At 44.6% G+C, this 558-nt stretch carries 1 protein-coding gene; it reads left to right on the top strand.

All coding sequences use genetic code 11. From position 1 onward, the window contains the following. On the top strand, positions 1-408 hold a 408-nt coding region (locus R8O11_RS30295), incomplete at its 5' end, for an extracellular solute-binding protein (RefSeq protein WP_318195271.1). Between the last annotated feature and the right edge of the window lie 150 nt (positions 409-558).

Below are 558 nucleotides of genomic sequence, written 5' to 3'. Positions count from 1 at the left end.
AACTCTGATAACCCGGGTGCACCATACATGTCTGGCGAAGTTGGCGTTGGTATGCTTTGGAACGGCAGTGCGGCTGCGGCGCAAAACGAAGGTCTAAACCTTAAGCTAGTCTTCCCTAAAGAAGGCGGTATTGGCTGGGTTGATAACTTCGCAATCTCTTCTGGCGCGAAAAACGTAGAAGCAGCGCACAAAATGATCGACTTCCTACTACGCCCTAAAATCGCAGAGCAAATTTCTCGTGACACTGGCTACCTAACCGCCGTTACAGAATCAAACTCGAAGTTTAAAGACGTAGCACCGCTGTTCCCTTCTCAAGAAGATCTTGACCGTGTTGAATGGCAAGACTCGGTTGGTGATATGACAGTGAAATATGAAGACTACTTCTTGAAGTTGAAAGCGGGTCAATAATCTGATCTTGCCTACTAAGGCATCGACTAACTGAAAATAGGCAGCGTATCGCTGCCTATTTTTGTAATTGACTGATATAATTATGCGTTGCTAGGTTTATTTAGCTCAGTTTCACAGAATTATCGCTTCTCTAAAAAGGCTCGGTATAAA

The organism is Vibrio sp. 1288, from assembly GCF_033344475.1.
Note: the sequence above shows the minus strand (reverse complement) of the source record. Positions and strands in the feature narration are given on the sequence as shown.